Below are 26,548 nucleotides of genomic sequence, written 5' to 3'. Positions count from 1 at the left end.
GAACAACAATTAAAGCCTCGCGAAATTTTCATATAATACTTTTTATGATTCTGCCGTCGTTGTTATTGCAAATTGTTCTGATTAGTAGTGTGGGGGGGGCATTTCTTCTTTTTCAGAAGCCATATTACTAGGCTCAATGGCACTTATTTTTGTAATCAATTGTTTGATTTTAAACTGCAGATCATCTATTTGTTTTTGCTGTCCAATTAGCGCTTGGTTAAGGCTCTCAATGGTGTCTTCTTGAAAAGCAACTTTCATTTCTAATTGTTCAATACTATTGTCTATTGAATTCATTTTTTATCTATTTTCCATTTTTCTAATAAACCACTGCTACTTTCTGTCAATATTTCATTTTCGTTGGCAAAAGCAACAGAATAAACCACAGCGGTTGGAGGTTGACTGGCAACTCGAGGAGAAACACGCCATTCATTAAGCTCTTCTCCTGAACCAACATTCCACAAGTTTACTCTTTTTGCAGGTGATCCTGTTAGTAGGTATTGACCATCTTCTGAAAAAGCAGCTGTGGTAAAGATTCGCTGGCGAGATAAATATTGTAAGTTACTGACTTCTTTGCCGGTGACTAAATCCCAAATTTTAGCATCTCGTTTACTGTCAGCAGTAAAGGCATAACGACCTTGATCATCTAATACCACTTTAGTCACTCGGCTAGAGTGGTTGAATTTGTGTATGACCTGCCCCGTGCGGGTGTCCCAAAGGTAAGCTAAATAATCATTACCGCCCGTTAATGCGTAAAATCCATTAGGTGATATATCAACACTATTTACTTTTTCTTGATGCCCTAGAAACTCTAAACGTCGACCAGTTTTAGGCTCAAAAAACATGACTTTGCCGTTACTTCTAGCGACCAAAATTCCACGCCCCGAATTCGACACAGCCACATCGCGAATACTCGCTTCATCTATGCGCCAAAACCCTTCTGGTTCGCCGTCTGTTAGATTCCATAAAGTAAAGGTTTCGCGATCCGATGTAACAACATAACTATTATCAAAAGCAATATGAATATTAGTGACTAAATTAATGCCATCGCCTTGCAAACCCCAAGCATATTTTTGTTTATTCGTGTTGAGATCCCAAACCACAATGCCAGAACTAATATTCGACACTACACTCAAGCCCGCATCAGCAGAAATATTAGCAGCATCAGCCACATCATCAGCATGACGAACTGACTCAGCAGGTGTATCACTTGAACCACCACACCCCACCAGCAGCAAGCTCGACAGCAATAACACTAGACTAAATTTACTAACCATTATTTTCAACTTCATCCCCATTAAAATGACTACCGCTAGTATATGCCCTAATCATAACCAGCACCTAGTACTAGGCAAATTATTTGAATAACTGACTTTTACAATGACTGTCCATGTGATTAATTCACTTCGTTCACAAAGCATTCGCGTTGCTTACTGCCATCTATGGCTTTTTTCAAACGAAATCCATTTCGTCTGACCTACTTTTGTTATGAAATATATCCCTATATTTCACCTACGGGCCGCACTAAAGTACGTTCCAAATTTATCCAGTCAATGTGGTCAACAGCTAAGAAAAGTAGGCAAAAGAAGCCGCTCTCCAACAAAGCGCTTACCCTATTTTTTATAAACTCAAAAGGCCGTGCACTCTTTATTAAAACAAGAGGTCCCCGACAAAACACCACTCAATTGGCTATCCTTGCCAATTGTCCTATTGAGTTTGTAATAAAAAATAGCGAGCTTTGAGTCGCGACAAAATCAAAAGCATGTGCTTCGCACACTAAAAAACTAGGTAAGGCCTTAGGTATGCATTTTTTGCTTTTTCTCGTCATTCCGGCGGTTTTTAAGCCGGAATCTATTTTTTAAAAAGCACTAAATTGTATATCCTACGATGGCTGTCCAAATAAGATTCGTTCGGCTACCGACTAGCTCCGGTCATGTCTTGAATCCATAAACTCGAAGAACTCGCTTGGCTCAAACTTCCCTTCGCGCACCAAATTCAGAAATTCCTTGTGATCCTCGCAAAGCTCTTGGTTGCGCACAACAGCAGAAGGCCAATGTTTCTGCTTCTTGAAAGTTGTTGCCCATTTCCTAGCGGCCCCTCTCACACGGACAAATGTAAGGTGAAGATTGGTGTTGACGTCCTCCCGAGAAGCGGCGATTAATTCACTTTTTCGGCAAGGATCTTCGATAGTAGGAAAACCAGAGACCGTGGATTTCTTCTTACGCCGGAATGGTTCGCCACGCTTCGCCAAAGCTTCAATGTTGAATTCGTCGTTCTTGAAGTAGACGTTCTTAGAAGCATTACAAATTTGCAGTGTATTCAATTCATATATATCCCGGGGCTTTGTGAGGTCCACCGTAAGCTTTGCTCCGCCACCTACGCTATAAACTTCCGGGTCAAAGAAAAAAATCGCTTTGTCAGGGCCTACCGGGAGAAAAATCTGCAATCCCTTGCAAGCGAGCCCGGTATTGCTTCCGAACTTCATAAACTTCAGGAACTGGTTGTAAAGGACAACGGGGTTATCAGACGCAACCAATTCGCAGTCCGTCTTGTTGAGCAGGATCTTGTAATCAAGATCTAGCATTAGTGGATAATTTTGGACAACCAAGCCAACTGAATAGCGGCCGGCTTCCTTAAGCTCTATCTTGAACTTGCTGAGATCGTAATCCTTGGCCTCAGGCATGTGGCCCAGTAAACGCTTCATCATCTGATCGTTCATGTCTTGGAGCGCATCGATCGAATAGGCACTCCTACCGTACTGGGCTAAAACGTAGATCATCAACATCAAATGGATTGGCGACCCTGGTGGTGGCGGAGAATTGTTGTCGATTAATCGGAATATTTCAGCGGCTTGGCCCTCACTTTCACCAAGGGCATGCTCCACCGTTTGATCTTTGCCGTAGAAATAATCGCGATAGCATTGGCTCTTGAGGTTCGCAGACAAAATTTTTCGCTGACGCGGTATATTCCACAAATTAATGCTTTTACCGTTGCGGGAGAACCGCCTCAGGTAAAATTTCGGAACAAAGTGGTGCTTCTTGTTTTCAGGCATTCTCGAAAGGCCTAACGCTTAACACATGAGGATTCTAGAGGCGTTTTTTCAGCGAAAAAAATTCTCACCATGATGTTTTTGTTAAGCATACTTACTCACCAATAGCTGATTTTACTAAACTCGCAGCAACAGTTTTGATTACCTCAAATGTCATTACACCACCTTTACTGCTAATTAGTGTCTTAGTTTTTGACCAAGTCGATTGCTCTCGAACAGAATCAAGGAATTCATGACCGTGCCATGTTAATTCCTTAACATTGAAACCGTTTGCACCTTTACTTATTGTTCGAGAAATAGAAGCTCGAATTAACCCAATTTCTTCAAGCATTTGAACATGGTAAGAAATTTCATAATCTCTATCCTTTTCAAATTCACTAAGACTTAACATTTGAGTTGGCTCTAAAGCCTCAACTTTAAGCATAATTTCACGAACTGTATCCCAATTTCTCTGCATAAATGTCCTTGTATGCCTAACGCTTATTATCGAGTATGTCGTATTTATAATTTCTAGATTTAATTTTCATTTTTATCAATTATAGCTCTTACCCTTTGATTTTATTCGTATTTATACCGTCATGCCATCAAAACAGCAAGGAGTTGCAAAAGCAAAAGGAGACCTGACTTTAATGCGACTTTTTATGTTTCCTATTAAATACTATGAGCAAAATATTTTCCATCGTTAAATTAGTCACATAGTATTTTTAAGTAAAACAAAATGAGCCCAGACAAATTTACACAATAAAATTTATCATGAAATCTATCGCCATAAAAATATAGAAAATATAATAAAAATCAATGCCATATGTTTTAATTGGTTGATTTTTTGCGGTTGTCGCCTTTTACTTTTGGCTCGTATCTCGTATCTCGTATCTCGTAACTAGAACCTGCTTTTAAACTGCTTTAGTCTGCTTCTCGCTGCTTTTTCACTACGTAGCGTGTTGATCTGCCGCCACCAGCTAGTGGTTTAAGGCATTGTTTATTTACTAAGTCAGCCAGATCACGGGTGGCGGTGGCTTTACTGACTGCGGCTATGCTTTGGTATTTACGGGCATTGATGCCTAGCTCAAACTCTTCGCCTTGAGAGTCTAATAAACGATTGAGCACTTTAACCTGACGTTCCGATAGTACGGTTTGGCTATGTTGCTGCCAAAATCTGCTTTTATCCACCACTCGTTCAATACGCTGCAGGCCTTGTTCAATAGCCTGATTAAATATAGTTAAAAACCACACCAACCAATCGGTCACATCATTGATTTGATTGTTTGCTTGCTGACTGTTTGTTTTAACTCTTTGGGTGGCTTCAAGTATTTGGTAGTAGCGTTTACGGTTTTGCTCGATAGCGCTACTCAGTGAATAAAAACGGATACTGGTGTTTTCCCATTGTGCCAAAGCCCGATCGGTTAAAGCTCTTGCGGTGCGGCCATTACCATCTTCAAAAGGGTGTAGAGTGATAAACCATAAATGGGCAAAAGCCGCGCGAATTATTCCTGCACCATCAGTAGCCTTATTGGGTTGTTGGGGTGTATTAAACCAAGCCGTAAAATGGGTGAGCTGTTTTTCTAAATCTGCTTTGGGAGGGGCTTCAAAATGTACTGTTTCTTGGCCTCTACTTTGGGATACGACTTGCATAGGTGCGTCATCACGCAATTCGCCTATTTTAATTTTGCGTAAAAGTGGCGCCTGAGGAAATAAGGCACTCTGCCATTGACATAGTTGGTCTATCGTCAATGATTCATCTAAGTTTGCTGTAACCTGTGTTAATAGTTTGACCAAACTATCGGTTTGCTCAGTAGGCTGGGATATTTGACCAGTAGTAAAGCCTGCCTGTTCTAGCCCTAAGTGGCGAGCTACGGAAGAACGCACAGACCCTAGGTTAAGGTGTTCGCCTTCTATCTCGGAAGTGTTGATGGCGTTTTGGATCAAAGCGTCCATTTGGGCCTGTACATCAAGGTCTTTAGGTAAGTCAGTCGATTTAACGAGCAAACGCTGGTGATTGGTTAATACCTCTTGTAGTAGAGGTTTAACTAGGTGATCTTCATAAGTAAAGTCTGTCCAATTTGGATATTGCCAGATGTACATAAAAGCGCCTTAAAGTATTAAGTTTAATTGCAGTGAGCCGAATACCGGTCCTTATTCGGCTCATATTATGAGCCGAATAGTATAGCTTAATCGGCTCAATTACTAATCAATACTTTTATTGTTCACTTTAACTTACCATGACACCCATCGCAAACTTACCATGACACCCATCGGAAGGGATAATATAAAATTTAATAAAATCAATGTTATATGTTTATAGATGGGGGCTTCTGCTGTTGTCGGCTTTTACTTTTTGCTCGAATCTTGTAACTAGAACCTGCTTTTAAACTGCTTCACTCAGCCCCATTCTGCTTAGTCTGCATCACGCTGCTTTTTCCTCTGCGCTACTCTTTGACACGCTTTTGGTCTTTTGTTTTAAAATGGATTCCTGCTAACAACATGCAGGAATGACAAACTTTAAGGTTGTTCGAATCTCGTAATTAGAACCTGCTTTTAAGCTGCTTCATGCTGTTCCACTCTGTTTCAATCTGCCGAATATCGTTTTTTCTATCCCCTAGCCGCTATCTCCTATCTACTGCTTTTTCTGTCCCATTCTGTTTATTCTGTATCACGCTGCTTTATTCATGTTTAATCTGTGCCAAATAGGCTTGCAGGTTTTTGTCTTTTTCATTGGGGTAGCGGTTATCTGAGACGGTGAATTCGGTTATCCGGTCTAGGCGGAAGTTGCGGAATGATTGGCGTAATTCGCACCAGCCGGCTAATAACCATACAGGGCTAAATGAAATCAGGGCTAGGGGCCAAATAGTGCGTTGGCTGGTTTGGTCTTGTAAGTCTAGGTAATTGAACTGAATTTTTTGTTTTCTGCGAATACATTCTCTGACTTGGGTAAAGCTGACTTCCCAAGGTATTTTATAATGGCTCGGAGCCGAAAAGGTACTGATTTGATGTAATTCGTGAAGTAATGGTGCCGGCAAGGTCGCTTGAATTTTTTTATAGGCATTTTGTGCTTTGACTGCGAAGAGTTCGTCTGTCCAGTTGCTTACCATGCCAATACCTAAGGCTATGGCTTCTAATTCATCTGCATCAAACATGATAGGCGGTAAGTGGTAACTTTTATCTATCACATACCCTACCCCAGCCTCGCCATTAATGGGTACACCTGAGTCTAGTAGATTTTGGATATCACGATAAATGGTGCGCGTAGATACTTCAAAAGCTTCGGCTAAGGTGTCTGCCGTTACTGCTCGGTGCATTCTGCGTAAATAATGTACTATGTCGTTTAACCGCTCAGCTCTATGCATGGCATAAACCCTAAAGTGACGTTTTTATTAAATTTAAGTCTATTGAAACACTACTGACAGAAGCTGTCAGTAGTTAACCACTAAGATTTAGCTGCGTTAAACAACAACTCACTGGAGAATATTATGATTGGTTATGTAACCTTAGGTACCGCAGACTTAGAAAAATCGAGCGCATTTTATGATGCATTACTTGGCACTATAGGTGCGAAACGGTTTATGGAAGAGGCGGGTTATTTTATTGCTTGGGCAAAATCACCTGAGGAACCTTCTATTGCTGTGTCTATTCCTTTTAATAAAGAGCCAGCCACTGTAGGCAATGGCACTATGGTCGCTGTTTATTTAGAAACCCCTGAGCAAGTCAAAGATTTTTATAATAAGGCCTTAGAGCTAGGCGGTACCTGTGAAGGTAAACCTGGATTTAGACCTGAAGGAGCAGAGTTTGGTTTTTATGGCGCATATTTTAGAGACTTAGACGGCAATAAGCTTAATGGGTTTTGTATGGTACAAGGTGCTAATAAGTAGCAGCCTGAATTAGCGGGAACGAGTTTGTTTCCGTGCTCAATTTATTTATTCGAGGACGAAATTAAATGATAAGTGCTAAAGCTAGCTGCCTATGTGGTGCAGTTAAAATTACAGCTAAAGATGTTAACCCTAAATTTACTGTATGCCACTGTGTTACTTGTCGAGAATGGGGTGGCTCGGCATTTTTTGCTGTTGAATGCGGCACAAGTATCGAGATAGAGGGAGAAGATAAAGTAAAAATGTATGCTTCTTCGTCTTGGGCTACCCGCGGATTTTGCAGTGACTGTGGCACCCACTTATTTTTTAAATTTAGTGAAAGTGGCGATTACAATATGTCTGTAGGTATATTTAAAAACTTATCAGATTTGGAAATGGATCTGCAATATTATAGCGACCAACGTCCTGATTATTATTGTTTTTCGAATAAAACTAAAGAGTTAAGTAAGGCAGAAATTATGGATTCTTTGGGTCTGTAGTCTAATTTCGGTATATGGGCAGACTTATACCAATTCCATTAAATTCTCGCTGAGTGTACATTTATTTATTGGGGTTGGTATTACCATGATAGATATGGATAACTAATTTTTTGCCCAGAATGAGTCGAATCTCACTGTTTAATCGGCTCATGTCCTCATTTCCCGTAGGGGTAAGTAAGAACTAATGGAATGCCGGATGGGGAGTACCGATGGTATTTTGATTTTAAGGTTTATTTGCTGCTCTATGTGTCACTCTGTGACGAAATTTTTCGTAAATAGCAAGGAGGATTGTCGTACGTAATAACGTGTTATTGCTAGACAATCCATCGCCGCTAGGCACAAAAAGAGCGTTACCGAGCGGTTCGGCTTATTCAGTATTCAGGTTATTTACTATTCACTGCCTTTAAAGAATGGATTCCTGCTAACAAAATGTAGGAATGACGAAGTTTACAGTCAGACATTTATCTAGAGCCTACTTTTGAACTGCATCAGTGCCTCCCATTTTGCTCTCAATGACTTCTACATTTACTATTTCAGATTGATATTTTCCAATATTAACTTGGACTTGGTAGCGTGCTTCACTTGCGGGCAGGTCAACATATTTAACTAAATTGCGAGTAAAATAAGCCGCTAATACTTGCCCTTGTAGTGCTACTTGAGATAACTCAGGCTGTGAAAAAGCAGGTTCTGCTTCAAGGCCAGGATCTTTATCCACTATTTCACCTTTATAGCTTTGCCCCGTATCTATATTCAGCACCGATATGATAATGCTGGCGTCTGCAATCAAGTCGGTCATTTCTATCTGATAAAATCCGCAGATTGGAAAACGCACAAACGTCCCATCTTCTATATGCTGCCCGGTTTCAAATACGATTTCACTGGGTAAGTTGATGGCAATACCTGCGAAATCTGCAAAGACACTGATATGGGGGGAGCATTTGTTTTGCACATCCGAATACAATTCAATGTGATTAAAATCAGCATTATTGATCATCATTTGTTCCCTCTTTTGTAAATCACTTGTTTGGCATGACAGCAGACTCAAGACTAAAATTATTATCGCACTTACCGTACATGCCGCATTTGGATTGACCCCAGTTTGGTATCGTTGCAGGTAACTCATTAATACCCAATACATCAATCAAACGTATCCTTTTGCGAGCAGACCAATGGAGCTGAAAATTGACGGTTATACCTTTGCAGAATGTTAGAGCAACACATGCTCAAGGTTAATCTACTAATAGCTGAGAAATATCTAAAGACCAGTTTTTAACAACTGGGTTTTTAGGATTTCTATTATCAAGGGTATGTAAAAACAGTGTGTTATCCAATACGCGCCACTTGGTAATATTTCCATTGTCGATACCCAGCTTGAGTAATTCTAGGCCATCTGGGTATTGCTCATTAAACAATAATATATGGTTATAATTGTTGTGGTATATCTCGGCTGACTGTCTTTGGGTTGTGCTGTAATAGAGCACTAAAGACTGACCTGGCTGTAACATCCGTTGCTCAAAGTATTTGTCTAAATCGTGAGAATTTGCTTCGGCTTCAGTCAATAATTTAAATTCCCCCGTGCTAATGCTATAAACATATAGCCCGAGTTTGGGCCTTGGGGCTAAGTAACTCACCGCAACTAGCAGTTGCTCTGATGTCAAACAAGCAAGATCAACAACACTATAATTTAGCCAGTTTTCAGCACTGGCGTTAAGGCCGTGGGTGGTTAATGGTGTTTTAGCGGTTATTAGCTTGCCTTTGTTGACTGGCCAAAGGTCAAAGCGAAATTCAGATGGGTGATTAATGAATGCTTGCGTACCTTCGGTGGTGTCGAAGATAAAACCTGTTTGCTTGGTGTCAATGATAGAGTTTGCAGTTACTAAACGTCCCGTAGAACCGCCTTCAACTTTTACCTTCCGACATAATGTTTGACTGCTCTGAGGGGATGGTGAATTTGGGTAATTTGATATGGCTACTAGCTCTGCACCAACCAATGGATGCACCGTAGTGGGCACAGGTTTGGGGTGTTTATCGAAAAATGAAAACATATCAAACTTCCTTGAGTAAACAATGCTGGTGATAATCGTCATCAGTAAAAGCAAGACGAACAAGGTGCACTTATTCATTGTATATCCCACTATCGAGATGCTTCAAAGCATGTCGCCAAGATAAATACTGTCACTTTGAAGTCTCGAATCCGTTATTAAAAACCATGAGTTTATAGAGAGCAATAGTGAATAGATAGAAGCAAGTTGCCGAGTTATTTGTATTTATACACCCCAAATACGCGTTAGAACCATGTTTATATAATCATTCCTGCATGCTGTTATTTTTTGCTCAAATACTAGGTGTTAATTGTGCTGGGAGCACTGCGACATTCATTTCGTTTACCACAGGTTTTACTATACATTTATCCCGCAACATTTTTTAAATTTTAGACCACTATTGCAAGGACACAGATCATTACGCCCAACCTTGGCCAATTTACGCCTTACGGGCGTTTGAGGTGCAAAGCAATTTGATTTGCTGCAACAGCTACCTTCTGATTTTTCACTGGATGGGGTATTACTCAATTCGTTCATGGTTGTTCCCTAAGACCTAAGTTATTTCACATTTACGTCAGCCAAAAATCGGCTAACCATGCAAGGTGCGTTGTACTCTTTTAACTGGCACATTATCGCCATAAATAAAACATCCTTTAATCACATAAAAATTAAATTATTTTTTCATGACCAAGAAAGTAATGGAGTCAATTATTGACTCCATTCTGACGTTTGTGTGTTTCAATTAACGAAAAGCACAGATACACAAAGTTTGTAGTTTCATATACCTAAACTATTATGCATTTTTAAAAACTATAAGTTGCTGATATACGGAAACTACGAGGCGTACCCGGTTGTACCCAAGTGTCTGAGTAAGAGTTAGTGTAATGCTCTTCGTCAAACAGGTTATTAACTTCTGCTCGCAAAGTAAGAGAATTTGTTATTTCGTAGCTAGATGCGATCCGTACCGTCGTATACTCAGGCAATTTGAAACTTGGGTCACCAAAGCCGCCACTTCTTTCTCCTACATAAACTAACCCAGCTATTAAATCTAGCTCTCTACCAGCAAACTCAGCTTGCTGAACCATTTGTAGACTCAATTGATTTTTAGCAACATTAAGTAGGTCTGAGCCAGCTGGAATAAAGTTATAAGAAATAGCATCGGTATAGTCATTTTTGGTTTCAGCATCAACATAAGAATATGAAATCCGTAGACTGAATGTATCTGTAAGCTCTCCGGTTAAATCAAGCTCGACGCCTTTACTTGCAGCTTCGCCTATGGCCGTAGCGTTAAAGTCGGCATCGAAGGTCGCGATGTTAGACTGTTTAACATCAAAGATTGCAATTGTTCCCGATAGTGCTCCGTCATTTAGGGCAAACTTTACGCCTATTTCTGCTGATTCTGATTGATTAGGCGCTAAGTCGTTCTCATCTGTGGCGCCAGAAAGAGGGCGGAAGTTTTCGCCGTATGCAACATAAAAAGATAACGCGTCTGAGGCTTTATAGACAACACCTAATTGTGGGCTGATTTTTGATTTAGCGTATTCAGAAACACTTTCTGAGCCTCGGTTAACTAGCTTTTGCTGATAATCATCAAAACGCGCGCCGATACGAATATCCAGCTTTTCGGTTAAGCTAATCTGATCTTGAATATACAAGCCCGCACTCTTTTGTGTTTCTATTCGGTCAATATTACTCGCCAAATCTAAAGAAGACTCTGGATACTGTCCGTATACCGGAGCAAAAATGTTAATACTCTGGTCAGTTGACCTATCTCTAAGCGCAAATTGATCATTCTCGAATTTATCTGCGTCGATCCCTACAATGAGTTTGTGACTTAATGCACCGGTTTCAAAATTTCCGCTTAATTCTGCACGAAATACTTGATAGATAGCATTATAGTCGCGATAACGGCTAAAACGTCCAAAGTTCCCGTCTTCGTCAGGTGCTGAAAAACCATTTTCGGACGCAAGCCCTTCTAGTGAGGTATCACGGTAGTTAAAACCAACAAGTGCACTCCAGTTGTCGTTTATATCTTGTTGAAATTCAATTTGGTGGCCAAGTACATCGGTTTCTATCGGCCCATAACCTGGCTCACCGAGAAAACGACTTTCTGGTATTACCCCGAGCTCTTTATCAATCGCAATAACACCACGATCAAATGGGATCTCCTGATGACTGTATTCGAGTTCGTAAGTTAACTGACTTTCATCACTAATATTCCATAAAATAGATGGACTCAAGCCTTGTTTCGTTGTTTCAACTGTGTCGCGAAAACTTTCTGCATCTTCATAAAAACCAACCAATCTGATAGCGACGTCATCGGAAATGGCGGTATTGATATCTAAATCGGCTCGCGCTGTGTTGAAACTACCGACTGACAAACTGACTTCGGCTTTCTCATTAAAGTTGGCCCGTTTGGTCACTAGATTGATCGTACCACCTGGCTCTCCACGGCCAAACAATGCAGCACGCGGGCCTTTTAATACCTCAACTGACTCTATGCCAGACAAGTCACGAGTACCGCCAAAACCACGGCCAGCATTAAAACCGTTAACGAGGTAGTTGCTAGGTAGATTTTCGTCCCCTACAAAGCCACGTACCGCAAAGCTATTCCATAAGCCTCCAAAGTTATTCTGACGAGCAACGGAAGCTGAAAGGTCTAGCGCTTGGGTCAGGTCGACAGCCCCTGCATTTTGAAGGGCTTCACTGTCTATATTTAACTCTGATTGTGGGGTTTCTAAAGGACTAAAGTTTCCTTGGTATGCTTGGCGAGAGCCAATGACTTCAACACGTTCTAATTTACCTGACGCTTCTGAATCAACGTCTTGAACTTGCTCGCTGACATTAGCATGTACAGGTAGCACAAGCGCACCTGCAACACACATCGCCAAATGCGCTAGCTTAAGTTCTTTTATATTTTTCATTTGGTGGACCTTGTAATAGATATAAATTTATAGCTTTGGGTTGTTCTGTTGCGTGTGTTCAAAACGCGGCAAACGATTCAAGTAGGTTTTATCGAATGCGTCAGGGTTAAATAGCCAGGGATAATAAAAAACGCGAAGAGAGTGGTGAAAATCTCGAATTTTCTGCTCGTACTTATACGCAGCCAAAGCGTCAGTTTCGGCAAGGCTTGTGATCAATTTTAATATGAGCATGGGCGGCGAAAGCATGGCAATGTAACCCGCTAATTGATGTTTTTTGAACGTTGCGTCTCTGTACTCAATGGATAGTGGCGCTGCAACTTGATCCCCCACTTGCTGAAAGGCGTAATACCAGGCCCAATCGAATCCTTCTTCATTTTTTTGATAATCACTGTAGTCAGGGTGTGTCACGCTGAAGGCATCCATAGTGGTTTTAACTGGCAAGTCCCATGCGTCGTTTACCGCTTCTCGTTGAGTCAGTAAAATATCACTGCCTTTGGGTGAGTGAACGTTTTGATTGATAGCTAGGTTACCTAGAATAGGTATCACAAATGCAAACAATGCCCATAGGCCAATCAAACCAGACGCAATGCGCGGTGCACTGCTGGCTTTTTTGCCGAGATAAAGACTCAATGCGGTCCAAAAAGCAAAATATATTGCGCACCAGAGTGAAACTAACAGTACATTCGTTATTGTGGTGCCGCTGACTAACGCGCCTATATAAAAAGGCAACAACAAGCAGGAAAAAATTGCCATAAAGCGCACTGCTGCTCTGGCTCCCCATAGCGCATATGAAGATTTAGCCGTGGTGACAAGGAAATCATGCCTGCCATTAGTCCGTTCATTAGCGATTAGGTCATGGAACAATAGAATCAAAAATAGCGGAGAAAGCGCACTGATGACAAAGGCAAAATCCATTTTACCTGTTTGCGCCAGCTCAGGGTTTTGTGCGTCGCTTTCATAAATTTGCCCTTCTAAGGCAAGCATTTTAATACGGTGTTTCCACGGATAAATATCCCGCTCCCCCAGTGCTGCAAAGGCGAGGTTTGACGGCTCTGAATAAGTTAGATGAAAGCTATAGTATGCAAGGTAACCTGGATCATCATACTTAGCTTGTGCCTCTATGCGGTCAACGTTATCTGCTTGCTTCAAGCGTTCAATGGTTTGTCGTTGCGCGCTCACTTCGCTTAAACCTGTAATTACTGCAAAAGCTGATATCAAAAAACTGCACAATAAAAGCACCACAACATAGCGTTGTCGCAGCATAAAACGCCACTCCCGGCGTATTGGACTAATTGTTAGGTTGGTTTTTTTACCGTTCATATTGCGCGCCTCCCTGCAAACTTAATCAATACTAATAAAATGGCTATCCATAGGAATAATTGGAAAAACGAGTGAGTACTTCGGGATAAACGTGTGCTGGCATCGTCTATGATAAAATTAAAACCTTTTATCATCTGCCAATTTGTGGCGCTAACACGGGCCTTTTTCCAAGCTTCTTCGCCATTATTTCTATTGAGATCATCAAGGTAGCTTAGTTGCTCCGTTTGGATTTGATTGAGGGATTGCACAAAGCTAAATCTGAGCTCTTCGGTTTCTCTAATAAAACGATGATGAGTTTCTATACTCGTGCCAGCAGTTATCATCGATAGCGCCTGAATGGCCACTTTGGGCGATAACCATCCAAAGTTTCGAGATATTTGAGTTTGTTGCAATTCTTGCTGCATACGCACTTCAGAAAATTGTTTAAGCACCTCAGTTAGTTTTGCTTCAGAAATAGTGGCAACCAAACCTCTAAAGTTGATAGGAAGGGCTTCAACAGAGTCGACATTATATTGCTGCAACAAAGACTGTTTAAGCTTGGCAAATGCTGGGTCATTACTATTGTGACCATCACCCAATTTACGTAGTTCTGCTATCACCGCAAAATCAGTCTCAAGCTTACCAGCTGAAGGTAAAGAAATGGCCGCAGTGGTGCTGGCTATGCGTGGCATGGCGATACATAGTAATATCCAAACAAAGGTCAAAGCAGTAAAACTTGCGCTGTTTTTCGATAAGGCTGTTGAAAACAACAAAACAAGGAGTGCCCAGGCCGATAAATAGAGGGTGTAAGCACCTAAAAAACTAACAACAACTAATAGACTTTCGCCTTGAAAAACAGCAAATCCTCCAGACAAGCCCAAAGGAAAAATGATAAGAAACACAACAGAAAGTAACGCCAAACCTTTCCCCATAATAATGGTAGAAATCGATGTACCTTGAGCCAATAAAAACGAAAGGGTTTGCGATTCTCGTTCGCGACTTATTGCACTGTAACCAATTAAAATTAATAGTAAGGGAGCAAGTATCTGCACAACAAAGGCAGGAGATAAGTTACCCAATTTAGTCAGGCCAGTGCCCTGTTTTTGTTCAGCAAACATCGCACTGTTTTGGCGATGTCCTTCTAAAAATATTGAATTACCAGTATACGCATCTACCCCAGGGTCAAGCATACTTAAGGGGGACGGAGTTCTAAACGCATAGTGTCCATAATGCACCATACGATGTGGATGTTTGTCGGGCTGCTGCATGAAGGTTTCTTCTGAACTATGTTGCATGGCTTGCCTGTCGTGGCTTAGTTCATGCATTTTGAAAGCTGTCACAACCACCGACGAAAAGGTCAGTAGCACTCCAATAATAAGGACCGAAATCGCCAGCTTAGAGCGAAACCAATAACGCCACTCATCTTTCGCTACACACCAAATCTGGGCTTTTGGGATACGGCTCATTGTGTCTGCCTTTGGGCAAAAGCTGCGTGCACCTGTTCTGTATCAATTCGTTGATTATCAGCGGCTTCAAATTCACCCACTAGTTCGCCTTTGCGAAGTAAGCCAATACGATTGGCGACTTGACATGCTCCGTATACATCATGGGTAACCATTAAAATAGTTGAGCCAGCTGCGGCTAGCTCTGTTACCAATCGATTGAATTCGTCAATAGCAACAGGATCCAGCCCAGAGGTAGGTTCATCGAGTAAGAATATTGGAGCTTCGCGTAAAATAGCTAAGGCAATAGCCGTTTTTTGGCGCATGCCCTTCGAATAAGTGTGCATCTGCCTATCCCAAGCATCATTTTGCAAAGCCACTTTTTCAAAAGCATGATCAATATCGCTATTTGATTTATTGATATCTGCAAGAGATAAAAAGTATTCAACGTTCTCTCTTGCAGTCAAGTGTGGATAAAGTGTTGCATTTTCAGGAAGATAAGCTGTTTTTCTTCTAGTGGTATCAAGTGTGGAGTTGACATTTTCACCATCAATAATAGCTTGGCCACTGGTAGGAATATTAAAGCCAAGAAACGTTTTAAGAGTCGTTGATTTACCGGCACCATTACCGCCAAGTAAAGCATATATTTCGCCCTTAGCGACTCTAAAGTTTAAGTCTTTTAAAATGGTCGAGTGGTTAATCTCGACACACAAAGACTTGGCCTCTATTAAAATATTTCTGTCCTTACTTTTAGTCACACCGCACTCTTTTGTTATGTTATAACACCATGTTGGTTATGTTATAATATAACGAAGCCTGTTATCAAATATTAATTTTTACAACGCTATGCTATTTTTGATGTTTGTTCGTCAATTGTTCTATTGAATTATTCATAAAAATAGAAACTGAGCTTTGAGTCGGAGAAAATCAAAAGCATTTGTTTCTATTTTGCTGCGACTACAAATTCCCTATCAAAATATTGGCAGGGTGAAACTGGTTTATTTAGAAACAAAGTTTCGCCCAGTTGAGCGGCTTGCTATGGATAGCAAGCCTGAGTGCATTTCATAAACGAAGTAAATCTGGCGGCAGCTTGAAAAAAGCAAAGAAGCGAAGCTTATCGGTGGCACGGCACATCCTTTTATCTTTATAAAGGAAAAATCAGTTATGTGTTAACTGCGCTAATATTCGATCAAAAGCTCGATAATGTAACGCTTCGGCTAAGTGTTGATTTTGAATTTTTGTCATATAAGCCAGGCTGTCAAAATTAAAGTTTCCATTTGCAGTAAATCGTTTTGGTCTTTATGTTTTGCTTTAAAAAGCAATCCGGCTTTTATCGTACTATTAACAATTGCTGACTTATGGGTGACCTCGCAGATATTTTAACATCGGACAAATCATCAAAATAGGCTGTTCAAACAGCAGGCAGGTTTTTGCGCATACTCCTAAAAATGAGTTCAAGTACAATAAAGGTAAGTTTAGAGGCACATGAGAATGTTGCAGATTTACATAAAATACATAAGGAAAAAGACAATGTTTCCCAAGTAATGCCTGTGTTAATACTACTTATGCGATTTTTTAGTTTAGGCATAAACTAAGCTCTTGTTAAATAAAGCACACCGGTAAAAGTGAGTCTTTAGATCCGTGTGAGTGAATATATAAACTAAAACATAACGCCAGCAGGAGAGTCAGTTGATTCAGGTTTCTAATTTAACTATGGAGTACGTGCAAGAAGATGCACCGCTTCGTGTGCTTGATAATTTGAACTTTAGTATGGAGTCCGGCGACACAGTTGCCATTGTGGGGCCATCTGGCTCGGGTAAAACTACCTTACTGCAGCTCCTAGCAGCATTAGAACACCCATCACAAGGCCAAATTAGTATCGACAATCAAGCATTGTCACAGCTCACGCCCGACAAACTTGCCGACTTTAGGCGGGACAACATGGGCATTGTGTTTCAGTCTTTTCATTTGATTGATAGTTTAACCGCACTTGCCAATGCCGCGCTTCCTCTCGATATCGCTGGTAAATCAGACGCCACCAAACAGGCACATTGCATGCTCGAGCGCGTTGGCCTTGGGCATAGAATTAAACACTATCCTCAACAATTGTCGGGCGGCGAGCAGCAGCGTGTGGCAATTGCCCGTGCGCTAGTGCATGAACCTAGGTTGATTTTAGCCGACGAACCCACCGGCAACCTAGACGAAAAAACCGGAAAAACAGTTGCCGACCTATTATTTGGCCTGCACGCACAATCAAACTCAACCCTAGTGTTAGTCACCCACGACATGCGGCTAGCGCAGCGCTGTAAAAGACTATTTTGGCTAGAATCAGGTAAACTTAGGATAGAGGAAAATCGTGAACTTTCAGCTTAAATTTGCCTGGAGAGACTTGGTACAAAGCTTAAAACGCCTTTGGCTCTTTTGTGCTTGCCTGATGTTTGGTGTGTGTTTGGTCATGGCGGCAGCAAGCCTTTATCAAATGCTCGATCGGGTATTGTTATCTGATACTCGCGCTCTTATGGGAGGGGATGTTGAAGTTGAATTAACTGAGGCCCTTGATACAGACGTACTTAAGTGGATTGCAGACACTGGAGACATTTCACTTACCCGCGAACTTGACACTATGATGAGTACCGAGAACGACGATTTTGCCCTAGTGCAATTGCTGAGTATTGACAGTGCTTACCCGCTTTATGGTGAACTTAAGTTATCCCCTGAACAAACACTCGCAACAGCCTTACAAAACACTAATGGCCAATGGGGAGTGGCAATCGATCCAATTTTGGCCGAGCGCTCACAGCTTAGCATTGGCGATACAGTGTACATTGGTGAGCTAGCACTTACCGTTCGTGCAATTGTAATAGAACAGCCTGACCGAAGGCTCAGCGCCAATTGGCGAGGTGCGCCAGTTTTGATGTCAGAAGAGGCCATGGATGCGACAGATTTAATTAGCACTGGCAGTCGCGTTGAGTACGAATATCGAATACGTACCCCACAAGACGTACAAACATGGGAAACTAATTTCATCGCCCAATTTCCTAATACCGATTGGGAAATACAAACCTTTGAAGACCGCAGCCAACAAATAGCTGAGCGTTTATCACAAATCGCATCTGGTTTACTTATTGTTGCCTTTAGCACCTTATTTATTGGAGGCTTAGGAGTATTTAACAGCATTTCGGTTTATCTACAGAGTAAACGTGAAACCATCGCCACGTTAAAAGCCTGTGGCTTACGAGACGGCCGTATTGGCCAAGTATTTGTAGTGCAAATAGCGATTTTGGCGGCGGTATCTGGTTTTGTTGGGCTCATATTAGGCGCCGTACTTGCGTTAGTAGGTAGTCAAATATTAGCGCAAGACTTACCACTGGTTTTGCAAATAAGTGACATATTGCTAGCTGGCTTAGTCGCATGGAGCTTTGGTATTGTCACTGCATTCACTTTCGCGCTTCCCGCCTTAGGTAGAGCCTTGCAGGTAGATGTCGCGCATTTATTTAGAGCAAGTAACTTACGTGGTGATGTTATTTCGCCAAGCTGGCGCGTTGCGAGTTACCTATTTGTAGGCTTGCTTGGGACACTTGTACTGCTTGCTATTCCAAACGTTTTATTTGGTTTGGCTTTTCTTGTCACGGTAATAGTATGTTTGATGTTTTTCGAAGGTGTAGTGCATGGGCTACGTTGGCTGTCTCGCAACATGGAACAGCGCGTATGGTTAGCTAAACATGCTGCCACTCGCCTAGCCTTAGCCAACATGCATCGCCCAGGTACGCCCCTGCGTATTACTCTGCTTTCTTTAGGTACAGCGCTTACCTTGTTGGTAGCATGCACGGTAATTGTGGTGTCACTGCTTAGATTAGTGCAAACCACCATTCCAGAAGAATCACCTGCACTGGTGCTTTACGACGTACTGTCAAATCAAAAAGAAGCCGTCTCGCAAGCGACACAAAACTTTGACTCAGTCAGCAAACTCTCACTGTCGCCAATAGTACGTGGCAGAGTTTCAGCGATTAACAACACTCCTATTCGCGATCTCGTCAACCTTGATGTGAACTGGCAAGACATGGCTCGGGATGAACATAAACTAAGTTACCTGTCAGGCAATATCGACAGTATAAAAATAATCGACGGCGCCATTTGGGGCGAAAATTTTGTGCCTAGCGATGAGGGTGTCGACTTTGCCTTCATCATGGAAGACCGTGAAGCTGAGCAGATGCAGCTTAAACCCGGCGACCGCGTAAAGTTCACCCTAGTGGGTGTAGAGCGTAGCGGCCTGCTCACAGGCATTTATAGCCAACAAGGAATACAAACCCGCTTTTGGTTTGAGGCGATTTTTTCAGATGGCGCTTTAGACGACTTTATTAGCGCACACGTGGGCACCGTGTACATGAATGATCAAGAGGCACTAGCCTTGCAAACAGCCCTTGCTCGTAATTATCCGAATATTATCACTGTACGCACCAAAGACTTGATAGCATCGGCCAGTGACCTGCTCAACAAGGGCACAAGCGTGCTTAGCATGATATCGGCAATTAGCTTACTGATCAGCTTAATGGTGCTTGCTAGCGTCATGGCGGCAGGTAGAAGCAAACAAAGCTACCATGCGATTATTTTATACTGCATTGGCGCTCGAATATCCTATATCCGCAAAGCTATTACTATTGAATACACCCTTTTAGCGCTGGTGGTGAGTGCATTTTCGATTGCCTTAGGACTCACAATAGCGGCGCTTGTGCTGCAGTTTAGGCTAAAAGTGTTTATGTTTGATGTGTATTGGCTAGGCGCTGCGGTAGCAATAATTTCGTCGGTCATTGTTTTTGGATTGGGGGCATTATATTTGTTTCAAAAGTTGAAGATACAGCCTGCTCAGTTGTTAAAGGAGGGGGCGTCCTGATCACGAATTCAACCACGAACTTAATCATACATTACAAGGGGTATTCGTGCTTAACCGTTGCCGATCATAAACTTCATGACGCCGATTGTAACTAATTAGGCTTCTGATAAATTACAATGCTCAGAAATTACATTAAATACTACTTATTTTCCCTCTGTGTAGCGTGAGCGTGGCCCCTTTTTTTCATTCTACTCAGTGTGTTTCCCACTGTACTTATCTTTTTTTAACATCTCTCAACTATTTACTAGTCACTGTTTTGCTTGATTTTCACTCTGTAGTGAACACTTTTTAGTCTTTCGGTGTCGTCGCCTTATTATACTTTAGTATAACACCTAGAAAATTTATTTTGATTTGATTAATTTATTAGGTGGATATAAGTTACCGAGTTGTTATTTGAGGTGTGTTTTACAAACATTATTAAATTCAATGTCTTGCGTGTATTCTAGGTTGTTTAATTTATGATTTTGTTTTGTATATGAAGTGTGTTCTATATATAGAATAAGCCTAAGTTTGTTGAATAGGTGTTTTATTATATATAAAATAAAATTGTAGGTGTTAAACGTTTGTGTGACTATGTTTGTGAATTGTTAATAATAATTCTGGCTAAATAAGCACTTCCACGAGGCACACAACATGACTAAACACATAAACAATAATAACTTTTCTAAAACAAAACTTTCTCTTTTAGTGGCGAGAAGCATGAAAGGGGCGGCATTGTCTTTATTGATCGGTTCTTCTCATTTCTCTGCATTGGCTCAGCAAGGAGGCGACTCTAGTGTCGACGCTGAAGAAGCGGATGGTACGGAAGTCATTCAGGTGCGTGGTCTACGATCGAGTTTAGACAGAGCAAAATTACTTAAGCGTGATGCTGGAACCGTTATCGAAGCAATCACTTCAGAAGATATTGGGCAATTTTCCGACGACAGTATAGCGGGGGCGTTACAGCGGGTACCTGGCATTCAAATTGAACGCGACGATGCAGGAACCGATGGTGATAGAGTCTCAATTCGAGGTTTAGGACCTGAGTTTGTAAATTCTACAGTTAATGGCCGTACTGTTCTTTCTGCAGGTAACGAGGGTAAAGCCCTACGTAAAATGAACTTTAATGTGTTTCCACCTAATATTTTAAGTGGTGTGAGGGTAGCTAAAGGCCAAACGGCTGCTAGCCCTGAAAGTGGATTAGCTGGACAAGTTGATTTATTAACATTACGTCCATTAGACATGCCGCAACTCAGAGGTAAAAATAACTTAGGCATGGTTTCTGTTAAAGGCACAAGCCATGATCGTTTTGATGATAATGGTTTCACAGTAAACGGTTTATATGCCCATAAAAATAAAAGTGAAGACTTTGGGTTTTACATTGCTGCCGTGGTGTCTGAAGACGTAACGTCGAGAGATCAAGTATTCCAAAATTATACAACAAGAGATGTTTTAATAGAAAATAATGGTATTCCAGGTTACCAAGATGGCTCTGTCGATGGAGAATCAGCTGATACTAAAGTAACGGGGGTTACGGTACCTAATTCCACTAACTATAGACCTATTCGCAGCACTGCAGAACGAACTTCCCTTTCAGCTGGGGCACAGTGGTATATAAACGACGAATTTTCAGCAATTTGGGATTTTACTTATTCTAAATTTGCTAACCATTCGCACCGTAATAATTTGCAAATAAACCAAGGTGGTATTTGGGCGGGTACTGTTTTTGCTGCCGATTCTGTAGAAATCGATGAAAACAATATACTGCAATATGCGGATTTTTCAGATGCAGATATAGTTGGCTCTATTGGAAATCGCATTCAAACAATGGAGTTTGACAACACCACAGACAATCTCATCACTGGCTTAAATTTAAAGTGGCAAAAAGATGATTGGACAATATCGTTAGATGGCTCTCTATCTACCTTAGAATATAATCAGCTATTACAATTTCCAATTTTTGACCTAAATGATCTAGATGAAACAACTTACTCAATTGACCTGCGCGGAGAGTACCCTACAGTTAGTAATGTTTCCTCTTTCAGTGATCCTACAAATGTTAGTTATGTTACCGCTACTTCTCGTGATATTGATGTTTCGGGCGATAATGCCGGCTTAAAATTAGACTTCAAGTATGATTTGGATGGTGAGTTCATTACTACGATTGAATTCGGTGCTAGCTACAATCAAACCTCATTAGATGTAGAGCGTCGCCAGACGGCAGCACAGTTTATTGCTGCTAATCTTGGCACAGAAACCACCGCAGCTATTAATGCCACAATTAATGGTACTCAAACACCAGAGGTATTTTTCGCTGGTGAAGGTGTCTATCCTTCAACTTGGTTAATGGCTGATTTTGATGAAGTTACTGCAATTATTCCTGACCTTGCTGGCCGTGTAGAAGCGGTTAGAGATCAAGACAGTTATGATTCAGAAGAAACTGTCTTAGCTTTTTACGCTCAGGCTAATATAGATACTGAAATTGCTGGCTTACCTGTAACCGGTAATATTGGCGCTCGGTACATTAATACAGAGAATACGTCTAATGCTTTAACTCAAGTAGCTGGTGCTACCAGTGTCTTTACTGAAGTTGGTAATGATTACTGGACATTCCTACCCAGTGTTAATGTGAATTTTGAGTTAGATGAAGGATTAAAACTGAGACTTGCAGCTTCAAAAACTTTATCACGTCCAGACTTTCAAGATATGTCTCCTATAGGTAATATTACCCTACCTGATGACACTAATCCTGACGCATCTGATATTGGTACCGCCACCTATGGTAATCCTGATTTAAATCCTATGACATCGCTTAATTTTGATATCACCCTAGAAAAATATATGGAAAATGATGGAGCTTTAGTTGCCAGTATTTTTTATAAGGATGTGTCAGACTTTATTATCCGATCGCTGGAGTCTGAAGTACCTTTACAAGGGCAAGATCCTTTGATTTTGTTTAATGTTACCCGACCTATCAATTTTTCAGACGGTTCGGTTGAAGGCTTCGAAATTGGTATTTTCCAACCTATGGATAAGTTAATTCCAGAGCTAGAAGGTTTTGGCTTTTCGGCTAATTACACCTACGTTGATAGTAAGTTTGAAAAAGACGTGGGTAACGCTGGATTTGGTTTCCCTGGTACCTCTAAAAATAATCTTAACCTAATGGCTTATTATGAAAACGATGTAATCACTACACGAGTTTCATATATCTGGCGAGATGCTTTTTTCAGAAGCTTAGCGGGTACAGGTTCACAAACCACAACTGCTAGATTTACTGGCGAAACTGAAAGTCTGAATATCAATGTAGCATGGCATGCAACCAAAGACTTAACCTTGAGTCTCAATGGTTCAAACCTTACTGACAGTATTCGTCGTGATTATATAGGTTTTGAAACTACCTATCTTGACGCATTTGCCGCAGGACGTAGCTTTGCAGTTACAGCTGCTTATAAGTTTTAATTCAAAAAGTTAACTAAGTGATACTCCATTTATATGGAGTATCATTATTTATTATCGTAATCAACAGCCCATTCAAATACACTTTACCTTATTATGTGTTCTTGTTTTCTTCTCAACTTACCTTGATGTTCTCGTAATTATTCTATTCCCTAGATACTGTTTTTCTTACTTTATTCCAGGTTAATCTGGGCCAAGTGAGGTTGTCTTGATTAGAGCCTAACAAATTACCACCAAGCTATTCAGAAGTTGTGATAAAGCTTGTTCCCCAGATATTACATATTTCTTGAAGTTCGGTGATGGGCATTTTTGCTTTGGAACCAGTTAAGGTTAAATAGTATTTAACCTCGTTGACATGTAATTTACTAAAGTTGGGCAATTCCCTTAAACGAGACAAAAATATGTTTTTGTCTTCTATACATTTAAAAATGGGGCTATTAATTTCGATTAACATATTTAAATTGTCCCTGCTTTATTCGTATTCTTCTCGGTAGCGCAGCCATGCCTTGTGCACGCAGCACATAGTTAACGTCAATTATTGGTTAACTGCGCTAACATTCTGTCGAACGCTCGATAGTTAAGGGCTTCGCCTAAGTGTTGTCTTTGTATATTACTTTGGTTTGCTAAATCTGCTATGGTGCGAGCGACTTTGAGTACTCTGTGATAAGTGCGTAAGGATAAACCTAGGCTTTCTACTGCCTGTTGTAAAAACTGTTGATCTTGTTGAGTTAATTCACAATATTTTTGTACTTCTTTACTGCCTAATTGGGCGTTGGTTTTACCACATCGAGTTAATTGTAATTGGTATGCTTTGATTACTCTTTTTCGCACTACTTGGCTGGTTTCGCCACGGTTTTTTACTTGTTCTGAAAATTCATTGTTGGCTAATTTAGGTACGTCGACTTGTAGATCGATGCGGTCTAAAAAAGGACCTGAAATACGGTTTAAGTATCGTAATATTTGTTCTGAAGAACATCTGCCATCGTTTAAACTACCCGTTGGGCTTGGGTTCATGGCGGCAACTAATTGAAACTGAGCGGGAAATTGGGCTTGGCGAGCGGCTCTGGAAATACTCACAGTGCCTGACTCTAAAGGTTCTCGCAAAACGTCTAATACTTTTTTATCGAATTCAGGAAGCTCGTCCAAGAATAATACACCATTGTGGGCTAGACTGATCTCTCCTGGTCTGGGAATACTGCCTCCACCTACTAATGCGACTGCTGAACTTGTGTGGTGAGGGTGACGAAATGCTCTGTGTTTCCATGTGGCTGGGTCGACAGCTTTGCCCACAATAGAATGTACCGCTGCTGTGGCAAGGGCTTCTTCGTCTGTCATGGGAGGTAAAATAGTAATGAGTCGGCTGGCTAACATGGTTTTGCCAGTACCTGGAGGCCCAGTAAAAAGTAAATTATGGCCTCCGGCTGCGGCTATTTCTAAAGCACGTTTACCTGCAACTTGGCCAACTACATCTTGTAAGTCATTTTCATACTCGGCAAGTGTAGCTAAGGTTTTAATTTGGTAAAAAGGTAAACTTTGTTGGCCACTGATATGGTTAAACACTTCTAATAATTGGGTCGCTGGGACTATTTGTGCTTGCTTAATAAGTGAGGCTTCGGCGGCATTTTCAAAAGGTAATATGGCTGTACGTTTGGCTTGGGTACAGGCATAGGTGAAAGGCAAAGCCCCTTTAACTGGGCGAATTTCACCGGATAAAGCTAACTCGCCAGCCAGCTCAATATTATTTAATTGTTCTTTTGGTAGTTGTAAAGTCGCGGCAATAATACCTATCGCTATGGCTAAGTCAAAACGTCCCCCTTCTTTGGGCAAATCTGCCGGCGCTAAATTGACTGTGATTCTTTTTGCGGGGAACTCAAAACCTGAATTGATTAAGGCGCTGCGCACTCTGTCTTTGGCTTCCCGTACCGAAGCTTCTGGTAAACCCACTAAATTAAAACATGGCAGGCCATTGGCTAAGTGGACTTCGACTGTAATCAGTGGAGCATCTATGCCTACACTGGCACGAGAATAAACAATGGCTAATGACAAACTGCAACTCCATCTGCATTGAACTGGATACTTTTAAATCTAGTTAAAAGTTTTTATTTTGCTAGGGGGCTTTTGATTATTGTGGAATTTCTATTGTATCAATACCCTACAACTTACGGTAAAAACATACTCCAAAGAGCGATAGCCTTGCTCTATTCGTCTTTTACCGGATCATGAGGGTTAAAGACTGGCAGGTTCCAATTCCATTTCATGGCACTTAAACGAACGGTTAAGGTGACAACAAATCCGGCGATCATACATATTTGGGTATTCAACTCAAAGTAAATAGATAACATATATGCTATACCACCTAAAATACAGGTTGTAGCGTATAGTTCACCTCTTAAAACTAAAGGAATTTCACGACATATCACATCGCGAATTAAGCCTCCAAACACGCCAGTCATAGTGCCTAACACAATGGCTATAAGGGGCGATGCACCATAAGTTAAGGCTTTGTGGCAACCCATTACATTAAAAAATGCGATGCCAACTGCATCGGCAAACAGTAAATATTTGATGGGAAAAGTATTGCGAGTACGTAACCAAATTATGGTGACGAAAGCGGCAATAATAATGACATAGAAAAAACTAGGATCTTGTACCCAAAACACGGGCAAATCTAAAATCATATCTCTAAATGTGCCACCGCCTACAGCGGTAACAGCTGCCAGCACCACAACGCCAAAACCATCCATATGTTTTTTGTACGCCATTAATGTGCCGGCGATAGCAAATACTGCAACACCCGCTAGATCAATCCAATGTAACCAAGTAAACATATGCGCCTTCAAACATCTTTTGTGAGTTAAAAATAATAAGTCTTGATCAGCATATTCTCTTCATGTTACCAATACTGATCTAGATAATTCTAACAAGCTTAATGATATAGATACTCAATTCTTTTCTAAAGCTGATTAATATTTATCAAACCATAGTGTTGATTATTATACTGTGGATTTAGCTTTGATTTTCAATCAAATGACTAAAACCCCCTGTACTTAGTTCGGGGGTTTTTCGTTTATAAAAGAAAAATTAGCAAAGTTTACATATTGTATAACAATCTCGAATTCTTAGATCC

The 26,548-nt window shown here is 41.0% G+C and carries 20 protein-coding genes; 5 read left to right on the top strand and 15 right to left on the bottom strand.

The window, feature by feature from the left end:
• Positions 1 to 81: 81 nt before the first annotated feature.
• From GQR87_RS21505 to GQR87_RS21480, 6 genes are all read right to left on the bottom strand, one after another.
• On the bottom strand, positions 82 to 294 hold the full coding sequence (locus GQR87_RS21505) for a SlyX family protein (protein ID WP_158972719.1): 213 nt from the start codon (positions 292 to 294) through the stop codon (positions 82 to 84).
• A complete protein-coding gene (locus GQR87_RS21500) occupies positions 291 to 1,274 on the bottom strand; it encodes a WD40 repeat domain-containing protein (RefSeq protein WP_233267511.1) in 984 nt (327 codons plus the stop codon). The genes GQR87_RS21505 and GQR87_RS21500 overlap by 4 nt, the downstream gene beginning before the upstream one ends.
• Positions 1,275 to 1,918: 644 nt before the next feature.
• Entirely contained in the window at positions 1,919 to 3,049 is a 1,131-nt protein-coding gene (locus GQR87_RS21495) for a DUF4238 domain-containing protein (RefSeq protein WP_158972717.1), read from the bottom strand.
• 91 nt (positions 3,050 to 3,140) lie between these two features.
• The gene (locus tag GQR87_RS21490; RefSeq protein WP_158972716.1) at positions 3,141 to 3,503 is read right to left on the bottom strand and encodes a DUF2513 domain-containing protein; all 363 of its coding nucleotides are present in this window, start codon (positions 3,501 to 3,503) and stop codon (positions 3,141 to 3,143) included.
• Positions 3,504 to 3,949: 446 nt separating this feature from the next.
• A complete protein-coding gene (locus GQR87_RS21485; protein WP_158972715.1) occupies positions 3,950 to 5,128 on the bottom strand; it encodes a Fic family protein in 1,179 nt (392 codons plus the stop codon).
• A gap of 578 nt (positions 5,129 to 5,706) precedes the next feature.
• Positions 5,707 to 6,390, bottom strand: a complete 684-nt coding sequence (locus GQR87_RS21480; protein ID WP_158972714.1) for a YafY family protein — start codon at positions 6,388 to 6,390, stop codon at positions 5,707 to 5,709.
• 123 nt (positions 6,391 to 6,513) lie between these two features.
• Between GQR87_RS21480 and GQR87_RS21475 the strand changes: the two genes are divergently transcribed.
• Both GQR87_RS21475 and GQR87_RS21470 read left to right on the top strand, forming a co-directional pair.
• Positions 6,514 to 6,912, top strand: a complete 399-nt coding sequence (locus GQR87_RS21475) for a VOC family protein (RefSeq protein WP_158972713.1) — start codon at positions 6,514 to 6,516, stop codon at positions 6,910 to 6,912.
• A 65-nt stretch (positions 6,913 to 6,977) separates the two neighbouring features.
• Complete coding sequence (locus tag GQR87_RS21470) at positions 6,978 to 7,388, top strand: GFA family protein (RefSeq protein WP_158972712.1); 411 nt, start codon at positions 6,978 to 6,980, stop codon at positions 7,386 to 7,388.
• Positions 7,389 to 7,860: 472 nt separating this feature from the next.
• On the opposite strand, the gene GQR87_RS21465 is transcribed toward GQR87_RS21470, so the two are convergent.
• From GQR87_RS21465 to GQR87_RS21435, 7 genes are all read right to left on the bottom strand, one after another.
• The gene (locus GQR87_RS21465; RefSeq protein WP_158972711.1) at positions 7,861 to 8,526 is read right to left on the bottom strand and encodes a hypothetical protein; all 666 of its coding nucleotides are present in this window, start codon (positions 8,524 to 8,526) and stop codon (positions 7,861 to 7,863) included.
• Between the two features lie 91 nt (positions 8,527 to 8,617).
• Positions 8,618 to 9,433, bottom strand: coding sequence for a hypothetical protein (locus GQR87_RS21460; RefSeq protein ID WP_158972710.1), 816 nt, complete (start codon positions 9,431 to 9,433; stop codon positions 8,618 to 8,620).
• Positions 9,434 to 9,787: 354 nt separating this feature from the next.
• Positions 9,788 to 9,967 carry an SEC-C metal-binding domain-containing protein gene (locus tag GQR87_RS21455; RefSeq protein WP_158972709.1) on the bottom strand — a complete coding sequence of 60 codons (180 nt, stop codon included), beginning with the start codon at positions 9,965 to 9,967 and terminating at the stop codon, positions 9,788 to 9,790.
• Between the two features lie 266 nt (positions 9,968 to 10,233).
• Positions 10,234 to 12,354 carry a TonB-dependent siderophore receptor gene (locus tag GQR87_RS21450; RefSeq protein WP_158972708.1) on the bottom strand — a complete coding sequence of 707 codons (2,121 nt, stop codon included), beginning with the start codon at positions 12,352 to 12,354 and terminating at the stop codon, positions 10,234 to 10,236.
• Between the two features lie 27 nt (positions 12,355 to 12,381).
• A complete protein-coding gene (locus tag GQR87_RS21445) occupies positions 12,382 to 13,674 on the bottom strand; it encodes a DUF3526 domain-containing protein (RefSeq protein ID WP_158972707.1) in 1,293 nt (430 codons plus the stop codon).
• On the bottom strand, positions 13,671 to 15,119 hold the full coding sequence (locus GQR87_RS21440) for a DUF3526 domain-containing protein (protein WP_158972706.1): 1,449 nt from the start codon (positions 15,117 to 15,119) through the stop codon (positions 13,671 to 13,673). Before GQR87_RS21440 ends, GQR87_RS21445 begins: the two co-directional genes overlap by 4 nt.
• Positions 15,116 to 15,871, bottom strand: coding sequence for an ABC transporter ATP-binding protein (locus GQR87_RS21435; protein WP_370459649.1), 756 nt, complete (start codon positions 15,869 to 15,871; stop codon positions 15,116 to 15,118). Before GQR87_RS21435 ends, GQR87_RS21440 begins: the two co-directional genes overlap by 4 nt.
• Positions 15,872 to 16,808: 937 nt before the next feature.
• On the opposite strand from GQR87_RS21435, the gene GQR87_RS21430 reads away from it, so the two are divergent.
• The 3 genes from GQR87_RS21430 (at position 16,809) to GQR87_RS21420 (ending at position 23,424) form a co-directional block, all read left to right on the top strand.
• Positions 16,809 to 17,468, top strand: a complete 660-nt coding sequence (locus tag GQR87_RS21430) for an ABC transporter ATP-binding protein (RefSeq protein ID WP_158973149.1) — start codon at positions 16,809 to 16,811, stop codon at positions 17,466 to 17,468.
• Positions 17,469 to 17,550: 82 nt separating this feature from the next.
• Positions 17,551 to 19,986, top strand: a complete 2,436-nt coding sequence (locus tag GQR87_RS21425; protein WP_233267355.1) for an ABC transporter permease — start codon at positions 17,551 to 17,553, stop codon at positions 19,984 to 19,986.
• A gap of 633 nt (positions 19,987 to 20,619) precedes the next feature.
• Positions 20,620 to 23,424 (top strand): TonB-dependent receptor, encoded by a 2,805-nt coding sequence (locus GQR87_RS21420; protein ID WP_158972703.1) that lies wholly within the window; start codon positions 20,620 to 20,622, stop codon positions 23,422 to 23,424.
• A gap of 528 nt (positions 23,425 to 23,952) precedes the next feature.
• On the opposite strand, the gene GQR87_RS21415 is transcribed toward GQR87_RS21420, so the two are convergent.
• Positions 23,953 to 25,467: a YifB family Mg chelatase-like AAA ATPase gene (locus GQR87_RS21415; RefSeq protein WP_158972702.1), complete on the bottom strand. Its 1,515-nt coding sequence runs from the start codon at positions 25,465 to 25,467 to the stop codon at positions 23,953 to 23,955.
• Positions 25,468 to 25,619: 152 nt separating this feature from the next.
• Complete coding sequence (locus GQR87_RS21410; protein WP_158972701.1) at positions 25,620 to 26,249, bottom strand: trimeric intracellular cation channel family protein; 630 nt, start codon at positions 26,247 to 26,249, stop codon at positions 25,620 to 25,622.
• Between the last annotated feature and the right edge of the window lie 299 nt (positions 26,250 to 26,548).

This window comes from Paraglaciecola sp. L3A3, from assembly GCF_009796765.1.
GTDB lineage: Bacteria > Pseudomonadota > Gammaproteobacteria > Enterobacterales > Alteromonadaceae > Paraglaciecola.
Note: the sequence above shows the minus strand (reverse complement) of the source record. Positions and strands in the feature narration are given on the sequence as shown.